The organism is Methanobrevibacter sp. TLL-48-HuF1 (assembly GCF_023617305.1).
Taxonomy (GTDB): domain Archaea; phylum Methanobacteriota; class Methanobacteria; order Methanobacteriales; family Methanobacteriaceae; genus Methanocatella; species Methanocatella intestini.
Genome location: NZ_CP081485.1, coordinates 250,095 through 272,040 on the forward strand (window position 1 = coordinate 250,095; position 21,946 = coordinate 272,040).

Here is a 21,946-nt window from a genome sequence, read left to right on the forward strand (position 1 = left end):
CCCTAATTAACCCAATCTGCTCTTTTAACAACAAGTTTACCTTCTTTGTCAATATGAGCATTCCTTAAAATTTTTTCAGGATGTTTCTCATGAGATTTATCTTCACGAGTAAGATTTAAATTATCAGTAATATACCAAGTTTCTTCAAGATCTGGAATATCCTCTAAAGTTTTTGAAAACTTGTTTAAAATATTTTCTGCATCTTTTTCAATTTTCATAAATAAATCTCCTATGATTAATTCAATAATAATAAAAATAATTTTGTTTTTTAATATTAATAAATGTTTATTAAAACTTGGGCTTTTTGCCAACTTAAAATTATATCATCACTTTTCTTAGACAAAACACAATTTTGTGTAAAAAATATTATTTGTATTGGCGACATCATTTAATAATCATAAATTAATATTATATTAATGTTCATAAGAACTAAAAAAAAATTAAAAATGTGGGTAAAATGTTAAATAAAACCAAACTAAGTATTTTAGTTGTATCTTTTGTTTTGCTGTTATCTTTAACTTGTGTTTCGGCTAATGAAAGCAATACATTTACAGATTTGCAAACAGCAATAGATGAATCAGGTAATGAATTAAACATAAATCATAATTATGTTTATAATGACACTGCCGACGGCAAATATTCTGAGGGAATTACAATAAACAACAGAGAACTTGTAATTAACGGGAACGGATATGCTGTTGACGGATCCAATCATGCAAGAATACTTCTTGTAACTCAATGTAATCTAACAATAAACAATCTTATTTTAACTGACGGATTATCATCATACGGTTCAGGAATATATGCCAAAGATTCCAATATTATTTTAAATAATGTAACCTTTAAAAACATGAATTCAACTCAGGCAGGCTCATGTCTGATAAGTGGGGGAAGCTTAACTATTGAAGATTCCTCATTTATAAATACAACTTCCGAAAAAGGAAGTGCTGTTTTTGGAGCTTACGGAGATATTAAAATAAGCAATAGCGAAATCAGAACATCCCATTCAGACTGGGGTGCAGTGTATCTTATAGGTGCAAATGCAAATATTGCCAATACTGATTTTGTTAATCTAAACTCAAATTATGCCAGTGCAGTTTATGCTACAGGTTCCAAAGTTATGATTGACAAATCCAAATTCACCAACTTAAAATCCAACAAAACTGCAGGAGCTATCGGATCTAAAGAATCAAAAGAAGTTATAATTAAAAACTCTGAATTTAAAAATATAAGCTGCGAAAAAAACGGAGGAAGCCTATACTTTGATTTAGTTGAAAATGTGGAAATTTCAAATTCAACTTTTACACACTCATATGCAGAATTTGGAGGAGCTATACTTCAGCTTGAAGGCAGTTTAACTGTTGAAAACTGTAATTTCACACAGAACACCGCTTTTTATGATGGCGGAGCAATATATGCATCATATGTTAATTTAAAATTAAACAATAACAATTTTGCAGACAACCGCGGATTAAATGATGATGCCAGGGGATCAAATGGAGGCGGCTTATATCTGGACATGACAAATGCAACAATAACCAATTCCAGTTTCACAAATAACTTTGCTGCATTTGACGGCGGGGCAATATACACCTATGACACATCATTATTTATGAATAAAAACTATTTCACCAATAATTCCCAATTTAACACAACAGGAATTTTTTCTGCATTTGATAAAAACTACACTGCACTAAACTGCAATTTTACTGATGACATCATTTCATTAAATAATACAATCTATGCAACAATTGTTGACGGCTCCGGAATTACATTAACTTTAGTAAACAATACAATAACTTTAACTAAACTTCCTTCCAGATTTGATTTACGTGACTTCGGATGGGTAAGTTCAGTTAAAAATCAGGGTGCAATAGGTGCATGCTGGACATTCGGAACCTGCGGATCTTTAGAATCAGCTCTTCTTAAAGCAACAGATACTGAATATGATTTTTCTGAAAACAATGTTCAAAACAGTATGATTAAATACTCCCTTTACGGTCATACCATAGAAAATGAAGGCGGAACCGAATTTATGGGAGCAGGATATTTATTAAGCTGGCTTGGAATGTTTCCAAGCAGATACGACTCCTATGATGAACTTGGAAAAATATCCCCATTAATATCCACTAACGAAGACATTCATGTTCAGGACATGATTTTTGTTCACCCACGTATGAATTCAACTGACAACAATCAGCTGAAAGATGCTTTAATTAAATATGGCGGACTTTGGGTTGCCTACAATGCTCAGCAGCAAGCCCCATACTACAATTCAAAAACCGCAGCACAATATTATAATGGAACTGAAGAGGCAAACCATGCAGTTCTTCTTGTCGGATGGGATGACAGTTACAGCAAAGACAACTTCATGATAACTCCACCTGGAGACGGTGCATTTATCCTTAAAAACAGCTGGGGAACTGATTTTGGTGACGAAGGATATTTATACATTTCATATTATGATACAATTTGTACGGGTTATCCTGCAATAGGTGTTATTGTAAACAACACTGTTTCATATAATAAAAACTACCAGATTGATATTAGCGGAATGGACAAATATGAAAACTTCAATTTAAGTCATATTTATTATGCCAATGAATTTGAAGCCCTTGAAAATGATTTGATAGCTGCAGTTGGAACCTACTTCAACAACAGTGGTGAAAAATACGAAATCAGCATCTATGTAAATGATATATTAAAACACACACAAAGTGGAATAAGCGCATTTAGCGGTTTTTCAACTATTAAATTAAATAATTACATTCCAGTTAACAAAGGAGACCTTTTTAGAGCTGTAATTAAAGGTGTAAATGTTCCATTATCAATAAATACCAGAGTACACAATGACGGTTATACATCATTTATAAGTGCCGACGGCAAAATATGGAATACATCTGAAAATATAATCTGTTTGAAAGTTTACACAATAGCCAATTCAATTAAAAGCAGCGATTTGGTAAAATATTATAAAAATGCTTCAAAATTCAGTGCAAATGTTAACGCAGCTAATGTAAATGTGACATTTAACATAAATGGAGTCAATTACACAAAAACCAGTGATGAAAATGGAACAGCTTACCTAAATATTAACTTAAGACCTGGAACTTATAATATTACAACTTACTTCAACGGAATAAATAAAACAAACACAGTAACTGTTTTATCTGCAATTATTGGAGATAATCTTGTTAAATATTATAAAAACGGAACAGAGTTTTATGCCAGGTTTGTTAAAGGCAATGGAGAAGCACTAGCTAATACAAATGTAACATTTAATATTAATGGAGTCTTCTACACCCGTGAAACTGACAGTAACGGTGTTGCAAAGTTAAATATAAACTTAAGACCTGGAAATTACACCCTAACAGCTACTAATCCTGAAACCGGATTGGATATAGGATTTAACATTACAGTTTTACCTACAATTATAGCTGAAAACTTAACAACATATTTAAATGCATCACAATTCAATGCAAGCTTTGTTAAGGGAAACGGTAATCCGCTATCTAATACAAATGTAACATTTAACATAAACGGTGTTTTCTATATCTGCCAGAGCGATGATAACGGTTTGGCTACTTTAAATATAAATCTGATGCCTGGAAAATATATCATAACAGCTATTGAACCGGTAACAGGCTTAGATATGGGGTATGGAGTAACTGTCCTTAAATAGAGTTTTAAACTCTATTTTAAATACTCCCCAATATCAATATCCCTTAAAACTTTTTTTCTTAAAATCTTATCAATTCCGGTACCGTACTGGGCTGCTTTTTTTGGTCTGTAAGCAATCTGCTTATCCAGTCCCAAGTTAAAAGCCAGTTTTCTTAAAATATTTTTGCGCAGCTTATCATCAGAACCTGAAATCTTATATCTGACCGGAATATTAAGAGCAAATTCAACAAGATTTTTATCTAAAAAAGGAAGACGCAGCTCAACGCCATTTGCCATTGAACATGCATCATCTCGTTCAAGATTAACATGATACATATTAGCCAGATCATGTCTTAACTCATCATCTAAAGTATTTTCCATATAGCTATTCAGATATCTGTTATATCCACCAAACAGCTCATCAGCACCCTGACCTGAAATAGCTACCTTAATGTTATCTTCAGCTATCATTTTAGAAGCAAGATAAACAGTCATTCCAACTCCGATTTTCATCAGATTATTTTCACCAATTGCCTGAACAACATCTTTCAGACTGTCCTTTACAATACTTTCCGTAATGTCATGAACCTTTAGAGGAAGACCCAAATACTCGGCTACACACTTAGCAGCAACTACATCCTTGGAATCCTTTTTACCGACAGCATACAAAGTAACTTTAAGATTTTTATTTAAAGATATTTCCCGAAGCAGCAAAGCTATCAAAGAGCTGTCAACACCTCCTGAAAATATTACTCCAACTTCATTCAAATCCTCAACCCTTTTTAAAACAGCCAGTTTAAGAAGCTTTTCAAGTTTTCTGTTGTCGGTTTCAAACCTCTTCTGGAAAATATCCGTTTTAGGAGCTATTTCTTTCCAGTTGTAAAGTATATGCCCCGGCTTTAATGTTTTGATATCTCCTTTCAAACACTGTTTTGAAGAAGCAAAAGCATTTTGTGTGTAAAATAAAGGTTTGACACCTAATGGATCTCTTGAGACAGCCAGGTTAGTGCCGTCTGTAACAGCATAGGCATAATCCCCGTCTAAGAGATTATTTGTTTTTTCAACTGCCTGAAGCAGATCATCCCCATAATAAAAATCAATTAAATTAAGCAATAACTCAGAATCAGAAGAAATATCTTTATTTTTTGTTAATTTAGCCAGCAAATTCTTTAGAGAAGAATAATTATAAATCTCACCATTGAAAACCAAAGTTAAACTGTTTTTAGCTATTGGCTGAGTGTGAGAAGTCCTGTTTTCCAAATTATGGACAGCCAGCAGATTATGACCTAAACCTAAAGAATAAGTGTTGTTATCATCAAAATCGTTTAAATCAATCCCTTTTTGTATTTTACCGTCTAAAAATATTCCGGAAGCATCTTTTCCCCTACTTTTTGAGGTTTTTAACATAGCTATTAAATCATTAGCTTTGAAATTACCCTGAAGACCAACTATTGAACACATATTACCTTACATATCCTATTTTTTATAATATTAATTTAACAGTTATTTATTATAATTCAATTTATTTCTCTTTATTTATTTGCAAGCAAAAAGTTGTGTGAATTTTACTTGGAAACCATTTATTAAGTGTAATGAACTCATTAATCTTTTTTAACTTCCTTATCCATTTAAATTATATTCTTTTTCTAAATTTAAAATCATGAAATAAACTAAATATAATCTATTGCTGAATTTATATTCACCGCTTTTTTCTTTACCAATAGATTCTAAAATATGAAGTTCTGTTGCTCTTTGAAGAAACTTCGAAAAAACTTTTTTTTCAGAAGCTGATAAGAATTTTTCAAAATCACTTTTCTTAAATGAGTCAAATCCTTTATCACCTAATTTCATTAAAATACTTTCATAATTCTTACTACGGATAGATTTATCCATAACTGGTTTTATCTGTCGTTTACCTATTAATCTACCTGCTTCAACAATACCTTTAATTGCATATTCCTTATTAACAATATTTTCCTCAACTTCCCAAAAAACAGAATCTCCTATTTCCTGCATCATCAAAGGAATACCCTCTGAAAAAGTTACCATATACTTTAAAGAGTCATCATCACATTTAATTCCTACACTATCAAAAGTATCCTGAAAAAACTCAGTAATTTCCTTGGAATTTAAATAATCAATATGATTATAATGAAAAATTCTTGAAAAAGATTCATCCTGATTTACAAGACTATTAAATTTTTCAGGATATCCGGCTAATAGAATATATAATGGAATATTATAATCTTTCATTTCAATAGAATCTGCAAACTTTTTATACCAATCGACAAACTCTTTTGATTCAGATAAACCATTAATATCATCAATAATTAAAAAAATACCCTTTTCAGTACATAATTCTTCATATGATTTATTCAAATAATATAAAAAATTATCAACAATATCTCTAGAAGCATACTCATCTAGTTTAAAATTGAATTTATTTCCTTTAACTTCAATACTTTCAACATAATCTCCAAAAATATTTTTAATTTTAGATTTTATGGAATCTTTTGGTGCAGAGTTAATCAACTCTTCTAAAATTTGTTTTACTAAATTTTCTAAAGAATGATTTCCTTTATTTGAAATATATACTCCCACCATTTTGTCTTGAACAAAGTCCTGAACATATCTTGCTAAAGATGTTTTACCCATACCTTTTTCCCCAGTGATAAAATAATGCTGAACATCACCTTTTTCTGCTTTATTCAAGTATCTTAAAATTTTTTTAACTATTTTAGTTCTTCCTTTAAAATAATATGGACTGACTGGATGACCTGGTTGAAACGGACTTTCCTTATCAAAATCAAAATCATCCAACATTAAAATTCACTCCTTAATATCCATTACTACCTTTTAATACTACTATTATAATCTATTAAATAAATAAACATTTTTGTTTAACTACTCATTACCCAGTACAATTAATGTAAAATCAAGTTATACATAATTCTGCTCACTGTTTGACAGTGGCTAATGTGATATAATAAAACATATATATCAAACAAGCTGTTATATGAAGTTAAGAAAGATATAACTGGAGCTGAAGGAAGAAAGTATAGGGATTTATAGTTTTATTCTTCACCACAATTATGAGTAGCCAATTATAGCACATATTATTAAAATTAATTTATGAGTATTCCATAGGATATAATTTTGTTAATAAATAGTATAAATCTTACTAAAATACTTGGAGATTCATTTGGAATTGATACTATTAGCTTAATTTATGTTGGAGTAACTAAAAACCCTAGAAAAATTACTTTATTATATTCTTCAGATAAATAAATAAACAACAAATAGCAAAACAATTATTAAATAACATAATAGAAGTTTGGAGTTAGGAATGCAAGAAAATATGTATCATATCCACAAATACAAAAAGAATTTGGATAATCATATGTGATATCAGTATATGTGGAACCTAAGGGTATTAAAAGAGTATATAACTATGCAAATAAATTTATTAAATATGCAAAATCAGAATATTTAGATACATTAGAAAAATACTTTGTAAGGGAATTTGATAATAAAATAAGATAACTAAAATTTTCTACCATTCTAATAGACATATTAATAAGGTAGTATTATTTCAACACATTAGAAAATAAAGTAATCTTTAAAAAAATACTTGAAGAAATAAGAAATAATTACCATCGAAAACAGATTTATATTATGAAACAATAAAAGAGCTATACAATGTTGTACTAAATGATTGCATATTTGAAGATTATCAATCCATTTAATATTCATGACTAAATAATTTTTATAAAATCCCCACTACAGAAATAATATAAATGGCTAGTGGATTGTATACTGTGAAGTGTTATCCATTAAAATAAGGATTGTGATGTTTCAAATATTCTACACAATTACCTTACACAGTAAAGTGAAATAAAAAAATAATAAGTGATTTGATAAAAAATGAAAACTCAAAAATTAATTGTAATCGGATTAATAGCAGTAATAGCTATTGTAGGAATAGGCATTTATATTTATGCAGATATCCAAACACAACATGGCATGACTGTTGAGAAATATTGTGAAAAATATGATTGTCATATAGTAGAATACAAATATTATGATGCCGATACTATATATGCGATACTTGAAGATAATAATGGAAATAGTTGCGGCAGTATTAAAATGCATTCAAATTATGTATTAAATATAGTGGAACTAGATACATCAAATTTCCATCCTCCTGGAGGATTATAATGATCTTATTTTAGAAGGTGACCTGGACCTGATTGAATTTGCTTATGATGTCGGAATAGGTGAGAAAAATTCAATGGGTTTTGGAATGGTTAAATTATTGAAATAAGTTAATAAAAATAAAAAAAGAGTTAAGAGAAGATTTCTCCTAACTGATTGTAATTTTATTTCCAATCTGATAACTGTTCCATATTGAAGTGATGATATATTCTCCCCTGAGAAGTCGGATATTTAAACTTGCAACACCATTATCTGCTGTTGTTTTATTGTAAAATACTCCGTTTACATTGAATATCACTGTCTGATTAGCTAAGGGTTTTCCCTGACCGTCAAGAACAGTTGCATTAAATTTACTGCCGTCCTTAAACTTCATGGACAAATCATCAGTAAGCAGGACACTTTTAACAACCACATTGTTTCCCACATCATATCCTTCATATATTGCAGTTACAATATATTTTCCGGGATTCAAATTGATGTTTAGTGTTACTGTTTCATTTTCATCAACTGTTCTGTTATAAAATACTCCGTTTATGTTAAATGTTACAGTTTTACCAACAGCTAAGCTTCCGTCTTTATCATAGACTTTTGCTGTGTATTGTGTGCTGTTTTTATAATATTTGACTATATCATGGTTTTCACAGATAAGTGCTTTGACAGTTATGTTGAAACCTTTTTTCTCATTGTTTACAGGATTGTATGCCGTTAAAATGTAGGTTCCTGGTCTTAAGTTAATGTTTAATTTTGCATAACCTGAATCATCAGTGTTTCTTGTGTAAAACACACCGTTGATATTGAATGTAACTGCCCTGTTAGCTAAAGGATTTCCTGAAGTATCAATGAATTTTGCATAATACTGTGTTGCATTTCTGAACATCTTTACAATATCCTTACTTTCAATAGTTTTTGATACGTTTATATTGACTTCTTTAGAATCACTGCCGAAACGTCCATTATAAGTTACTTTAGCCGGATATTCCCCAGACTCCAAATTAACTGCCAGTGAAGCAGCGCCTTTATCATCACTAACTTTTTTATAATCAACACCATTGATATTAATGATAACATTTTCACCAGCAATAGGATTACCATTAACATCTTTTAAGTATACATTAAGCCTTTCAGGACCTTTATAATATTTGTTTACATCATTTACCCAAAGTACGGCACCATAATCATTTGCAAATAGCTTATCGCTTCCGACAAAATTATTATCCAGTGAATGGTATAAATCAACTTGTCCTGATTTAAGTGCCTTAAGAGAAATTGTGATGTAATTATTCATATCACAGTCATTTAAATTCCAAACTACAATGCGACCAGAATCCAATCGGTAACTTCCTTTAGATACAGTTGCATTATTAAAATCAAATCCTTCAGGAATATCAAACTGAACTATCGGACTTGAATGAGCAATATAGTTAACCTGATATTTCAGCTCAATATTATCTCCAACAAGACATGAACTGACAGGAGTCAGTAATTTGAAAACTTCAATACTGCCGCCAAAAACATGAGTTCCCAAAAACACTTTATCCCTGGCTAAGGGAAGGGAATTTCTTGAATGGAAATTACTGAAGTAATAAACATTATCTGCCATATGGGATGTTGATCGGCCAACACCTCTACCGTCATCATTTGATGCATAGGAATCTACTCCATAGGACAGTCCATCAGAAGAAGCAGTCAGCTTCCAGTGATAAGTCATTATATTCCTCCTATTGACACCATAGCTGTCAGTATAAACTTTTTTAATAGCAGCATCAACCGGATTCAGACTGCTGTCATAACTGCCTTTTTGAGACATGGAATAAACATTAGGACATAAAACATACTGTCCTGGCTGCAGTTTAGAAACATGATACAAATTACTGAAAACAACACCATAGGTTCCGTCAGCCGCCTTAATTACAAAATGACCTAAAGAATATCTGGACATTATCTTATAAATTCTTGAAAGATAATCATTTGTAATCTGATTGGTGACAACCATTTCAGAAGCTATGCTTTCAATCTGGCGAAATGCCGAACCGTCAGTTACACCGCCATTACCAATAAGCCATCCGTTGGATGTGACAATTGCATGTGAAAAATAATCACCACTGGTTTTATATTGCTTCAGATAACCAATATCTCCCCAGCTACCGCTTTCAATATAAATATCAGCAGCATTTGCAGCATCACGCCTGACACAAATAACTCCTTCATTATCACTTACCTGAAGAACAGCTGAACTGCATTCACTTAAATTAATCAAATCATCAGCAGTCTGACCTGTGTCCTGTCTTACGGCACCGTCTGCATAGTGTTCTGCATCAGTGTTAGTATCCAACACCACATTATCATTAAATGACAATTCATTTAAATCCTGACTAGCTACAGCATCATCCTGCGCACTGACTGAAGTTATAGCTATCAGAAAAACAAAAAAAACTAAAATAAAATACTTTTTATTGAACATGAATTCACCTACAATCAATATTAATAGTTATAGTAATGATTGTATTAAAATATATGACATTTATTATGAAATTCAAATGTGTTTTTAGAAATCCAAATCAGCATATGGATTCAACTAAAAAACAGAAAATATCCGAAAACTAAAAAATTCAGCACTAGTTTCTTTTATAATCCCATATATAAAAATAGTTTTTTTAATGATTATTAAATAATAGTTAAAAGTAATATTGCGATTTGATTTCGAACATTCTGATTTTGAAAAATACAAATTAGGGGAATTGGTTGAAAATGTTGTTGCTGGAGCAACTCCTAAAACATCAGTAGAAGAATATTGGGATGGGGGAAATATACCTTGGTTATCTTCAGGTGAAGTTCATAAGAAATATGTCTATTTCACTGATAAATTTATTACTTCTGAAGGATATAATAATTCAAGTACTAAATTAGTCCCAAAAAATTCAGTTTTAATTGCTTTAGCAGGTCAAGGAAAAACAAGAGGTACTGTAGCAATAAATAAAATTGAATTATGTACAAATCAATCAATAGCGTCAATTATTCCTAATGATAATTTGTATTACAAATTTTTATTCTATTATCTTGAATCTAAATATGATTATCTTAGAGCATTATCAAGTTCAGATGGAGGTCGTGGTGGTTTAAATTTAAAATTAATTCGTTCAATACCTATTCAGATACCTTCTGTTGATGAACAAAAAGTTATTTCTAACTTTATTAATTCAGGGTGTCCGCCAAAATTGAATTTTGGCTGACTTGTTGATTTTTTTTAAAATATTGTTACATCAAGTTTTAATTGGTTTTTAATGGATGTGCTTTCGCAGAAATCTTCTAAATCTTCTGTTGTGTTTTTTATTTCTTGTTTTATGTTGTGTAGTCGTATTAAATTATATGCTAATGCATCTAAGTTTATTCTTTCTTCTGTTTTTACCATTCCGATGACTACTTCTTTTTCTATTTGGAATTGTTCTTTGAATATTCCAAATGGTCCTTCAACGCTTGATCTTTTGCTATATTCGTCTTTATATTCCTGTTTTTCCATTTTTTCGTTCATTGCTTTTTGCATTTCTGATCCGTATTCTGTGATGGTTTTGTGTGTTTGTTTGCCTGTTAAGCATTTGTTTCGTGCTTTGCAGTTTTTACAGGCTTCATAATTGTTGTAGAGTCTTTTTATTTTGTCTGGTTTTTCTGGATCTTTGTGTGGTTCGATGTATTTTGCGAAAAAGTGCATATATTGATTTTTTGGGCATTTGAATGCATCTAATTCATAATCATATTCAAAATGGTCTTTATGGTATGGATTTGGATTTAATTTTCCTATTTTTTCTTTACTTTGCTTTCTATTTGGTATTAAACCATCTATTTTTTTATCTGCTAAGTATGATAGTGATATTTGGTTTAAGTATATTGTATCGGCACTTATATACTTTGGTGTGGTGTTAATGTTTCTTATTGCTCTTTCTGCGATTATTGGTAGTTCGTAGTGGTCTGTCGGGTTTTGTGTGACGTTTATTGCACAGATTAATTTGGTATCATAATCGACTGCAGATTGGATATTATAAGCAACCATGAAGTTTCCTTTCTTTCCTTTCATAAATCTTGCTTCTATATCATTTACTGGAATTTTATCCTGTCCTGTGAATGTAAATTGTGTTTTTATTCCATATAATAGTTCTAATTTATCTTCATCATCTATGTCTTTCTTTTCCAATAATCTTTGAGCAGGTTTGTGAAGTTTTTCAAGACATTCAGGGTCAATAGGTCGTCCTTCGTAGTAATCGATCAATATTTGAGTTTCTTTTTTTGTAATGGTGTTGTTGTTGGAATTGTATGCTTTTTTGATGGTTCCATCAATGGCAACGTGATTAAATTCAGTGAATCCTTCATCAAAGGCCTTTTTTAATGTCATTTGCAGCAATACTTCAAAATAATGGCCATATTCTCTTCGATATCTTTGGATTGATCTTTCAGAAGGTCTAATATCATCGCACACGTATTTAAATATATCATGGTATCGCGCCATATCTGCAATTATTGATGTTCTATCAATATGTTGGATTTTGGCATAAATAAGCAATTTTAACATGGAATCCACTGGAAGGGAGTCTCTTCCTTTCTTTTTCTTGGGTTCTTTGATATTTAAAAGTGGAAAAACTTCTTCAACAAATTCAACAACAAAACGAGAAATATGATTCTCCGGAACATTCCAATCAAGAGTATTAATGCCCAATTTTGCCTGATTCCTATCAAACTTTCTTTTAACCATAAATAACAACACCAAAACAACTTATATCTAATATAAAATATGTACAACAAAGTATATAAACTTAACTGTCTTAAAACCATTAAAAATCAAAAATAAGAATAAAATAAAACTAAACAATAATTTAAAAAATAATTAAACCAAATAAAATAAAATAAACAAAAATTAATTGAAATATATTAAAAATAATAAAAATTAAGCCCAAAAATTTTTTTGACGAAAAATCAAAAATCAATTTTGGCGGACACCCTTCAATAGACAAAAAAATAACAATATTAGAAAGAAAATATGAATCATACCAAGATTTCAAAAAGTATTTGATGCAACAGATTTTTGCACAAAAATTAAGATTTGATTTTAAAGATGAATGGAAACAATATAAATTAAAAGATTTATTAAGTGTAAAATCATCTAGTATTTCAATTAATCAATTGGAGGATAATACTGGAACCTATCCATTATATGGGGCCAGTGGATTTTTAAAGAATATTGATTTTTGTGAAATGGAAACCGATTATATTTCTATTGTTAAAGATGGTTCAGGAGTTGGAAATTTAAGTTATCATGAAAAGAATTCATCTATTGTGAATACTTCCCAATATCTATTGCCTAAAAAGAATTTTGATATTCATTTTCTTTATTATCTTTTACAAACATTAAATTTGTTAAAATATGTTAATGGGTCATCTATTCCCCATATTTATTTCAAAGATTATTGTATTGAGAAAGTAAATGTCCCTAGTTTGCCTGAACAGCAACAAATTGGAAAATTATTAGTAGATGCCGATAAAACTTTGGAAAATATTAATAATTGCATTAATATAACACAAGAATTTAAAAAAGGATTACTCCAGCAAATGTTTGTTGTACAATTAATTTTATCATTATTACAAAATAAGAAACATATCTAAAAATGGTGTTTTAATGAAAACTAAAATTATAACCAATATTCAAACAGACATGAAACCTTTTTTAGATAAAAACCAGCTGAAAAAATTAGAAAATACTTTAAAACAAAATTTAGAACATTTTGATGTAATAAAAAAAGACAAAATTTTAACATCAATTGAATCTAAGAAAAATCAAGACCTTGTTTTAAATTTTCTATCAGCAAAACAAGTAGAAGGCTGCTCACAAAGAACAGTAACATATTATAGGACAACAATAATAAAAATGCTTGATAAAATTAAAAAGAAAATAGAACATATTACAACAGACGATTTAAGAACCTATCTTGCAAACTATAAAAAAGAAACAAATTCATCCAAAATAACCATCGACAATGTAAGAAGAGTTTTATCTAGCTTTTTTAGCTGGTTAGAAGACGAAGACTATATTGTCAAAAATCCTGTAAGACGTATTCATAAAATAAAAACAAGAAAAACTGTAAAAGAAGTTTTGACTGATGAAAACTTCGAAATATTAAGAGACACCTGTAATAATATTAGAGATCTTGCAATGGTTGAACTTTTAAATTCAACTGGAATACGTGTTGGAGAACTTGTAAACTTAAATATAGATGATGTATTTTTTAATGAACGTGAATGTATTGTTTTGGGAAAAGGTGATAGTGAAAGAACTGTATATTTTGATGCTAAAACAAAAATACATTTAATGAACTATTTAGAAACACGTAAAGATGAAAATCCTGCATTATTTGTCTCATTTAAAAAACCATACAATCGTTTGGGAATAAATGGTGTTGAGCGAAGAATACGTGAACTTGGAAAGCAAGCCAATATCAAAAGAGTCCACCCCCATAAATTCAGAAGAACTATGGCAACAAATGCAATTGACAAAGGAATGCCAATAGAACAAGTACAAAAACTATTAGGACATGTACAAATAGATACAACAATGCACTATGCTATGGTTAATCAGAACAATGTGAAAAACTCACATAGAAAATATTTAAGTTAAAAAAAGATTTATAAAATAGAATTAAGATTTTAAAGTCCTAATAGTTCTATTTTATAATTTAATTTTTATCCATAAATAAAATTTAAACAAACATTTGCTGGAGAAGACCTTTTTTAAATAATGTTATTTCTTCTAATTGTTTTTTATTATAATCAATTTTATTATCAATTGAAACAAATAAATCATGTATTTTATTGATTTCTGATTCATTTGTAGGTATATTAAATTTAAACTTTTCTAAATCAGAATTTTTAAGATTATTGATGTTAGTTCCAGCTAAAATTAAATATAAATTTTTTTTATAGCTTTCTGTTTGGAATAAATATTTTGCTAATTTATTTTCAGTTCTGAAAATACTACAAAAAGCTCCAACAGTAACTTTATTCTCATAATTGCCGGTGTATTCTGCTGATTTTCCAACTAATCTTCTAGTTCCATTACTCATACAGATCACAATATCATTTTTCTGTAATTCTAATTCTTTTTTACAATCTTTATCAACAAATTGAAGTCCATCTTCTGAAAAATCTAAAACATTGCCCTGGATATTATTTGACCTTAATACTAATAATCCTTCATCTGCAACATTAGTAGAATTATAAGAGTGTCCTCTGTAAAAGGTTCCAATATCTTTTAATGAAATTTCTTTCCAACAGCTATCACTATCTGCAAATCTTAATTTCTGTGTGAAAATCTGTTGCATCAAATACTTCTTGAATTCTTGATAAAATTGATGCTTCCTTTCTAATAAATCAATTTTCTTGTCGATCGAAGTTAAAAAATTTGAAATTTTATTTTGTTCATCTAAAGAAGGTAAAATTATAGGTAATTTTTTATATTCATTAGAATTAATACCTGGTTGACCTGAACGTACAGACATTATGCTTACCCAATTTAAATATTCCTCCTTCAGAGTGTTATAAAAAATAAACTTTGGATTAGCATTATCAATATGAAATTTAATTAAAAAACCTGCAAAATATAAATTTCTATCATTATCATCATAAAGATAAGTTTTTCCAGTACTTGCACCAGTCCTAGCAAAAACTATATCTCCTTTCTTTAATTTATATTTATCTTCCAAATCTCCATCAGGAGAGGTTAATGGATTTGGAATGAATTTATTTGATGTTTCAGATATGTCTGTAATTCTAATATACTTATTAAATCCATCATAATCTTTTGCCGCAGAGTTCATGCCATACATTTCATTAGATGAAATATTTCCTAAATTAGATTTTTTCCATTCATCAGTAAATCCGCTAAATCGCAATTTAGGAACTAATTTTTCTTCACTCATACAAAATCAATCCCTAAAATAATGGTGCTTTAATACCCAATTCATCACAATATTTCTTAATTTCTGCATCAACTTCTTTCATTTCTTCAGAAATCTTTTCAAGTTCTTTGCATACTTCATCTAAATCTACTGGTTCTTCTTCTTCAAAAGTATCAACATAACGAGGAATATTTAAGTTAAAATCGTTTTCTTTAATCTCTTCAAGTGAAGCTCTGTGTGAGTATTTGTCTATTTCTTCACGATTGATGTATGTGTTAACTATTTTATCAATATCTGATTCCCTTAATTTATTTTGATTTTTAACCTTTTCAAATTCTTGAGATGCATCTATAAATAATATATCATCATTTTCTTCACGACATTTTTTAAATATTAAAACACATGTTGGAATACTTGTTCCATAAAAAAGATTAGCGGGCAATCCTATTACTGCATCAAGGTAATTTCTCTCATCAACCAAAAATTTTCTAATTGTTCCTTCAGCTGCTCCTCTAAATAATACTCCATGAGGTAATACTATTGCCATTGTTCCGTTCTCATCCAAATGATAAATCATATGTTCTACAAATGCATAATCTGCTTTTGATTTTGGAGGTAATTTTCCTGCTGCACTGAATCTTTCATCATCCAAGAATTTTTTATCTGAACTCCAATTTGCTGAAAATGGTGGATTCGCTACTATTGCTTCAAATCGCTCATCAATAAACAAAGGTTCCTCTAAACTGTCTCCCTGGCGAATATCAAAATCATTGAAGTTTACATCATGAAGAATCATGTTCATTCTAGCTAAGTTATAAGTTGTTTGGTTTAGTTCCTGACCATAAAAGTCTGTTACTCTTACTTCTTTACTTACACGAAGCAAAAGTGAACCTGAACCACATGTTGGATCATAAACAGATTTTAATCTGCTTTTACCTACTGTAACTAATTTTGCTAAAATTTTACTTACTTCCTGAGGAGTATAAAATTCTCCTGCTTTTTTACCGGCATCTGATGCAAATTGACTTATCAGATATTCATATGCATCTCCAAGAATGTCATTTTCATCATTTTCAAGTTCAAAATCTATTTCAGACAAGTGTTTTATTATTTGTCCAATTAACTTATTTTTATCGGATACTTTTCTTCCAAGTTTGGATGACTGTAAATCCACATCATCAAAAAGATTTTCAAAATCCTGAGCACTTTTTCCACCAATTGAAGAATCTCCCACTTTTTTAAATGCCCTTTCAACATTCTGAATTAAGTCCTCATCTCCAACACTGGCCTGTTTAACTAAATTTGAAAAAAGATCCTGAGGTTCTATGAAATATCCCAAGTTTTCAATAGCTTCCTGTCTTAAATCTTCTTTGAATTTATCTATTGCATATGCCTGTTCAAAAGTTAAACCGTCCTGTTTTAATTCATTTGTTAATCTTAACTCAATTTTTTCAGATAAATATTTGTAAAAAATAAATCCTAAAATATAATTTTTAAATTCATTTGCATCCATTGTTCCGCGTAATACATCTGCTACTGCCCATAATTTTGTTTCTAAATTTTGTTGTTTGTCTGACATTTATTAATCCCCCACTAATTTATCCAATATTGCTTTTTGTGCTTTTTTATTGTTTTCTACTGATTTTAATTTTAATTGAATTTTATCTTCTAATAATCTTAATAATTTACCACACTCTTTTTGATTATTGTAATCTGGAATTGGTAGTTTAACTTCCCTCATATGATTAATTTTAATCCATTTTCCCGCTGAACCTTCTCTTAACTTATTTAGTTCACGCGGGAATATACTACTTTTTAAAAGAAAAACCATAAAATCAGAATCTATATTTTCATGTAATCTTATGATTATATAATCGCTTGGAATTATGATTCCCTTTTTTGTAATTTTAGTTACTTTATCTAGATCAAAACTATGAACAATAATATCATTTTCTTTTGAAAAGTATTTTTCAAATTTTTTAAGATAATTATCTGAAACTGTTTTAGATTCACAGTCAAACTTTAAAAAATTATCAGAGTAGGTTTTGTGAACCACAACTTGTGATTCTCCATGCTCATCACCATATCTAGATAATCTAACTCCTGAAAAAACATCAGCTATCTGTGATAATCTTTTTATTTCTATTTAAATTCCCCCAAATTTTTTATATAGAACATTTTAATCCCATAGGTCTGAATTCACAACCAACCTTATCATGATATTCTATTTTAGCATATTTAACTAAAGATAAGGGATTTATTAATTTGTATGTTGAAGGTTTTTGATTAAATTTATATCCGCATTTCACACGAAGGTTACGATAAATATTATTATAAATTTCCCCGTACTCCATTATCTTGTGTAAGGGAACTTCATCTATTCCATTATATCTAACTCCATTTACAACCCTTGCATATTTATTTCTTGTCAGTAACAGTTTATCAAATTCACTTTCAAGTAAAACATATTGTTTATTATATAATTTTCTTGAAAAATTTCCAAAATCGTTTATTCCAAATATTTCTAATATTTTAGCCCGATAATTGTTTTCAAACTGAAATCCTATTAATGGCATTACAGAAATTTCATCATAACTATCGATGATTTTCAGTGTTTGGTATAATCCCCCATTATCATATTCATGGTTGATGAAATAGTTTAATCCAAATTTTACAGCATCACTGTTTTCTATTGATTCAGCATTTGGTATTTCATTTTTAAGAATTTCATGTTCTTCCAATACCCTTTCATAGTCTGCAATTGTTAATGGTTCATATATTTCATATTTTCTGAAGAGATTGAATATATCTTTTTCATTAAGTACAGTTTTTTTAATTCCATGTTGTATAATAACCTCCAATACATTATCAGAAATTAGATATTCCTGATTATTGTTATGAATTACTAATTTATCATTAAATCTATCAAAAGTTATTCCGTCATCATTTAATTCTTGTACTTTTTGTTGAGTAGTTTGTTTGTTCATTTTAAGACCTTTGTTTTCTTATTTAGAAAAAAACTGCCTGTAAATATGAAAACAAATTTTATATTTCTATTTGAATTCCATGATTAAACAAAGATTTAATAATGTTGAAATAAATAGATTAAAGTGCAATCAATTTACTTGTCATATTTACATGGCAAGTTTTTTTATTCTTAAATTAATTTTGTCCTATTTTTGTAGGACAAATTATAATTTACACTTCTTACCATATAAATGTTTCTGTCCTAATTAATTAGGACAAAAATAAGAAAAATTAAATCAATGCAAATTTATCTACCAAATCAATTATTTTACTTTTTAACAAGTTAACTTTATGTCTGCGTTCTAAAAATCCAATATCTTCATTGAATGACTGTTTAATATCATCATCACGTAATTTACCACTATATTCATACTCTTCAATGATTTTCCTAGTTTCCTCATTAGATAAGTTTTCAGAAGCTACCATTTCATCAATTTCTTTATTTTTCTCTTTTTCAAAGTATTGTGGCAATTCTTCATCAATATCTATTTGACCATTAGCTTCTACAATATTTTCATGTATAAACTTATCAATAAGCTCTGCTTTACTTTTAAGTTCATGTGAAGCTTGCATTAAATCATGAATTAATCTGACATCTTTCTTAAATGAAGAATCTTTTGGATCCAAATCTTTTAAAAGATTTATTATATATGAAACATTAATGTTATCTTGCCTTGTAAGTTCTATTTCAAAATCAATGTCGTCTAAAATACTTGATTTTTTAGGACTCTCACTACGACCAAGCACTTCATATAAATCCAAATATTTACTTTTATAGTCATTTAAAGTTTGTTCTGTTAATTTTAAATCATCATAACTAAATTCTGCAAATGTAGTCATCCTATTTAAAACCCTAAGAATATTTTTAAAGTTTAAAACAAATTTTTCAATGTCTTTTTCATCTTCTAAACTATCAACATCCTGTACATCTGGCACTAACTTTAAAAGTCTGTTTGCACAGGAATTAAATTTTTCAACATATTCACTATAAGGTAAAGTTATTACATAACCCATAGCATTAGTATCTGAGAAAAGTCTAACTGCCTCATCAACTCTTTTTTTAAGATTTCTAAAACAGACAATATTTCCCTGTGTTTTTTTAACATTATCAATCCTATTTGTTCTTGAAAATGCTTGAATTAAACCATGATACTGCAAATTCTTATCAACATATAATGTATTCAATAAAGGATTATCAAAACCAGTTAAAAACATATTGACAACTAAAAGAATATCAATTTGCTTGTTTTTACTTCTTTTACTTACATCAACATAATACGAACCAAAATCATCTGTTGAATAATTAGTTCCAAACATTTTATTATAATCTGCAATATGGCTTTCTAAGTTATCACGAGGATGTTTATTGCCTTCTTCCAAATCTACATTATCCCCATAAGAATAAATAGCTGCAATTTTTAAATCGGGATTTTTCTTTTTAAAAATCTTATAATATTTATTTAAAACGGGAACTGATGAAACACAAAACATACTTGTAAATTCTTTGTGATATGTTTTATTGTTATGATATTTAATAATATAATCAACAATTTTCTCCAATCTTTCTTCAGATTCCATAACTTCCCTTGTATCAATAGCTTCAACTTCAATATCAGTTTTAACCCTGCTCCTATATGTTCCAACATAATCCACTGCAAATCCTAAAACATTTTCATCATGAATAGCATCTTTAATTAAATAGGAATGCAAGCGTTTTCCAAATAAATCTTCAGTAGTTCTTGATTTATTTGCATTTTCAGCAAAAATTGGAGTTCCTGTAAAACCATAATAGTTAATATTAGTAAAGAAATTTGTAATGTCTTTGTGCATATCTCCAAACTGGGATCTGTGACATTCATCAAACATTAAAATCATACGAAGATTTCTATAGTTTTCTAATTGTTTTGCCCTACCTTTTACAGCACGATGCAGCTTTTGTATTGTTGTGATAATAAGTTTATTTTTACCTTTTAATTGTTTAATAAGAGCATTTGTATTATCTGTTCCATCTACTGCTCCTGCTGAGAAACTATTAAACTCTTTAGTTGTTTGATAATCCAAATCATTTCTATCAACAATAAACATTACCTTATCTGTATCTTCTTTACTGGTTAATATTTGACAAGCCTTAAATGAAGTTAAAGTTTTACCAGAACCTGTTGTATGCCATACATATCCGTTAGATTTATTTGAAACACTCTCAAGAATAGCTTCAACAGCATAATACTGATATGCCCTTAAAACCATCAGTGATTTTTTTGTTTCATTTAAAACAATGTATTGTGAAATCATTTTAGATAAATGGCATTTTTCCAGAAATGTAGTTGCAAAATCTTCTAAATTATTGATATTGTTATTATTTTTATCTTTCCAGAAAAATGTAAAGTTATAATTTAGTTCTGAGTTATTTGAGAAAAATTTAGTATTTACACCATTACTTATTACAAAAATCTGTACATAATTAAAAAGATTATGGAATGAATGTAGCTGATATCTTTGAATTTGTTTAAAAGCCTGTTTTAGTTCAACACCTCTCTTTTTAAGTTCAATTTGAACTAAAGGCAAACCATTAATAAGAATAGTTACATCATAACGATTTTTATATGTTCCTTCCATTGTAATTTGATTTGCAACTTGAAAAATATTTTTACACCATTCTTTTTTGTTTAAAAATTTAACATAGAATGTTTCATCTTCACGAGAAAGTTCATATTGGTCTCTGAGCTTCTTAGCTTTTTCAAAAATAGAACCTCCTTCCAAATGAATAAGAATCTTTCTAAACTCATCATCAGTGAAAGTAGTGTTATTAAATCTTTCCAATTGCTGTTTAAAATTAGATTCTAACTCTTTTTCATCTTTAATTAAAACTTGCTCATAACCTCCATCAACTAAAGTTTTAATTAAATTATTTTCTAAAGCTGCTTCACTTTGACTAGCCATATTATCACAACAATACTTAAATTATTTTTAATATTTGTTGTGCTGATTATATACAAGTTACTGTTAATTTCTAAGAAAATAATAAGAGCAATCCATTAATAGCAAATGAAAAAATAGCTAATCTTAAAAAAATAAAAAAAAGCTGATTTGAGTAATTAAACCCAAAT

Annotated in this window: 18 protein-coding genes; 8 read left to right on the forward strand and 10 right to left on the reverse strand. The window is 29.0% G+C overall.

The genetic code is table 11. From position 1 onward, the window contains the following. Nucleotides 1-2: 2 nt before the first annotated feature. Complete coding sequence (gatC, locus tag K4897_RS01240) at nucleotides 3-218, reverse strand: Asp-tRNA(Asn) amidotransferase subunit GatC (protein ID WP_019265636.1); 216 nt, start codon at nucleotides 216-218, stop codon at nucleotides 3-5. 239 nt (nucleotides 219-457) lie between these two features. On the opposite strand from gatC, the gene K4897_RS01245 reads away from it, so the two are divergent. Further along, nucleotides 458-3,682 (forward strand): C1 family peptidase, encoded by a 3,225-nt coding sequence (locus K4897_RS01245; protein WP_250416300.1) that lies wholly within the window; start codon nucleotides 458-460, stop codon nucleotides 3,680-3,682. An 11-nt stretch (nucleotides 3,683-3,693) separates the two neighbouring features. Here the strand turns inward: K4897_RS01245 and K4897_RS01250 are convergent, their stop codons facing one another. Then, nucleotides 3,694-5,121 (reverse strand): asparagine synthetase B, encoded by a 1,428-nt coding sequence (locus tag K4897_RS01250; RefSeq protein ID WP_250416302.1) that lies wholly within the window; start codon nucleotides 5,119-5,121, stop codon nucleotides 3,694-3,696. A gap of 159 nt (nucleotides 5,122-5,280) precedes the next feature. Continuing rightward, nucleotides 5,281-6,483 (reverse strand): ATP-binding protein, encoded by a 1,203-nt coding sequence (locus K4897_RS01255; protein WP_019267506.1) that lies wholly within the window; start codon nucleotides 6,481-6,483, stop codon nucleotides 5,281-5,283. A 333-nt stretch (nucleotides 6,484-6,816) separates the two neighbouring features. Here K4897_RS01255 and K4897_RS09115 point away from each other — a divergent pair, with 333 nt between their 5' ends. The 4 genes from K4897_RS09115 to K4897_RS01270 all read left to right on the forward strand — a co-directional run bounded on the left by K4897_RS09115 (nucleotide 6,817) and on the right by K4897_RS01270 (nucleotide 7,984). Then, nucleotides 6,817-6,948 carry a hypothetical protein gene (locus K4897_RS09115; protein WP_256468704.1) on the forward strand — a complete coding sequence of 44 codons (132 nt, stop codon included), beginning with the start codon at nucleotides 6,817-6,819 and terminating at the stop codon, nucleotides 6,946-6,948. 114 nt (nucleotides 6,949-7,062) lie between these two features. Then, entirely contained in the window at nucleotides 7,063-7,203 is a 141-nt protein-coding gene (locus K4897_RS01260) for a hypothetical protein (protein ID WP_250416303.1), read from the forward strand. Nucleotides 7,204-7,584: 381 nt separating this feature from the next. Next, a complete protein-coding gene (locus tag K4897_RS01265) occupies nucleotides 7,585-7,878 on the forward strand; it encodes a hypothetical protein (RefSeq protein WP_004034167.1) in 294 nt (97 codons plus the stop codon). 7 nt (nucleotides 7,879-7,885) lie between these two features. Then, on the forward strand, nucleotides 7,886-7,984 hold the full coding sequence (locus K4897_RS01270) for a CRISPR-associated endoribonuclease Cas6 (RefSeq protein WP_256468733.1): 99 nt from the start codon (nucleotides 7,886-7,888) through the stop codon (nucleotides 7,982-7,984). Nucleotides 7,985-8,023: 39 nt separating this feature from the next. Here the strand turns inward: K4897_RS01270 and K4897_RS01275 are convergent, their stop codons facing one another. Further along, nucleotides 8,024-10,336 carry an Ig-like domain repeat protein gene (locus tag K4897_RS01275; protein ID WP_250416305.1) on the reverse strand — a complete coding sequence of 771 codons (2,313 nt, stop codon included), beginning with the start codon at nucleotides 10,334-10,336 and terminating at the stop codon, nucleotides 8,024-8,026. Nucleotides 10,337-10,562: 226 nt separating this feature from the next. Here K4897_RS01275 and K4897_RS01280 point away from each other — a divergent pair, with 226 nt between their 5' ends. Further along, the gene (locus tag K4897_RS01280; RefSeq protein WP_250416306.1) at nucleotides 10,563-11,105 is read left to right on the forward strand and encodes a restriction endonuclease subunit S; all 543 of its coding nucleotides are present in this window, start codon (nucleotides 10,563-10,565) and stop codon (nucleotides 11,103-11,105) included. A 14-nt stretch (nucleotides 11,106-11,119) separates the two neighbouring features. Here the strand turns inward: K4897_RS01280 and K4897_RS01285 are convergent, their stop codons facing one another. Continuing rightward, nucleotides 11,120-12,616, reverse strand: coding sequence for a transposase (locus tag K4897_RS01285; RefSeq protein WP_250415666.1), 1,497 nt, complete (start codon nucleotides 12,614-12,616; stop codon nucleotides 11,120-11,122). A gap of 317 nt (nucleotides 12,617-12,933) precedes the next feature. On the opposite strand from K4897_RS01285, the gene K4897_RS01290 reads away from it, so the two are divergent. Beyond that, nucleotides 12,934-13,524: a restriction endonuclease subunit S gene (locus K4897_RS01290; RefSeq protein WP_250416308.1), complete on the forward strand. Its 591-nt coding sequence runs from the start codon at nucleotides 12,934-12,936 to the stop codon at nucleotides 13,522-13,524. 13 nt (nucleotides 13,525-13,537) lie between these two features. Beyond that, a complete protein-coding gene (gene xerA, locus K4897_RS01295; RefSeq protein ID WP_250416310.1) occupies nucleotides 13,538-14,533 on the forward strand; it encodes a site-specific tyrosine recombinase/integron integrase in 996 nt (331 codons plus the stop codon). Between the two features lie 82 nt (nucleotides 14,534-14,615). Here xerA and K4897_RS01300 read toward each other — a convergent pair whose 3' ends face one another. From K4897_RS01300 to K4897_RS01320, 5 genes are all read right to left on the reverse strand, one after another. After that, a complete protein-coding gene (locus tag K4897_RS01300; protein ID WP_250416312.1) occupies nucleotides 14,616-15,833 on the reverse strand; it encodes a restriction endonuclease subunit S in 1,218 nt (405 codons plus the stop codon). 13 nt (nucleotides 15,834-15,846) lie between these two features. Next, on the reverse strand, nucleotides 15,847-17,391 hold the full coding sequence (locus K4897_RS01305; protein ID WP_250416313.1) for a type I restriction-modification system subunit M: 1,545 nt from the start codon (nucleotides 17,389-17,391) through the stop codon (nucleotides 15,847-15,849). A gap of 3 nt (nucleotides 17,392-17,394) precedes the next feature. Further along, nucleotides 17,395-17,958 carry a restriction endonuclease subunit S gene (locus tag K4897_RS01310; protein WP_371921672.1) on the reverse strand — a complete coding sequence of 188 codons (564 nt, stop codon included), beginning with the start codon at nucleotides 17,956-17,958 and terminating at the stop codon, nucleotides 17,395-17,397. A 19-nt stretch (nucleotides 17,959-17,977) separates the two neighbouring features. Then, nucleotides 17,978-18,799, reverse strand: a complete 822-nt coding sequence (locus K4897_RS01315) for a hypothetical protein (RefSeq protein ID WP_250416315.1) — start codon at nucleotides 18,797-18,799, stop codon at nucleotides 17,978-17,980. A 271-nt stretch (nucleotides 18,800-19,070) separates the two neighbouring features. Next, nucleotides 19,071-21,779, reverse strand: coding sequence for a type I restriction endonuclease subunit R (locus K4897_RS01320; RefSeq protein ID WP_250416316.1), 2,709 nt, complete (start codon nucleotides 21,777-21,779; stop codon nucleotides 19,071-19,073). Nucleotides 21,780-21,946 lie beyond the last annotated feature (167 nt).